This window comes from Pseudomonas sp. AIG (assembly GCF_977020205.1).
The window spans coordinates 1-601 of sequence record NZ_CDROCK010000137.1 but is presented as its reverse complement, the minus strand read 5'-3'; the positions used below and the strand labels follow the sequence as shown (position 1 = coordinate 601).

1 protein-coding gene is annotated in these 601 nt (G+C 61.7%); it reads right to left on the bottom strand.

The features are described from left to right. Positions 1 to 64: 64 nt before the first annotated feature. A partial coding sequence (locus ACWR1S_RS30880; RefSeq protein ID WP_454566144.1) for a virion morphogenesis protein occupies positions 65 to 601 on the bottom strand: 537 nt, incomplete at its 5' end.

The following is a 601-nucleotide window of genomic DNA, read 5'->3' as shown; positions in this document are numbered from 1 at the left end:
ACGGCGCCCTGGCCTAGATTGAGATTGTCGACGGTGACTTGACCGAGTGCCATGCAGTGCCTCGTTAGCGGGGTGAAGTTAGGATTTGTTGCAACACCTGGTTAATCAGGAGATTGGTTTCGCGCTCAGTTTCGGCGCCGATGAACTGGCGTTTCGGCAGCGTGATTTCCCAGCTCTGCGCGCCGGTGCTTTCGCTGCGCTGGTCGTCCAGGATCCGGATCAGCAAACCGGCTTTGGCGTAGTTCACATGCTCTTGAATCCACGCCACCGACGGCCGGGTCAGCGTCTTTTTGCCTGCTTGGCGCACACGGAAGCCCAACCGACGCAGGCGCTTGGCTTGCCTGTCGGTTGCTGCCAGTCCCGGCGGTGTCTTGTTCCAACGGCGCATTTGCTGGGCGGTGCGGCGCTCACTGACGCCGTTGTGTTGCTGCGCGGCGACCCATCGGGTCAGGGCGTTTTTCCAGCCCAACTCCGCTTCATCAGCGGACACCCGGGTGACCACCATCAACTTGGCCAGGCCGGCTTCCATCTTCTTTTTGCCCTTGCTGTCGCCCCTGCGTGGGGCGAAGGGCGTGCCGTCCAGGTTCTTCTGCTCACGCAC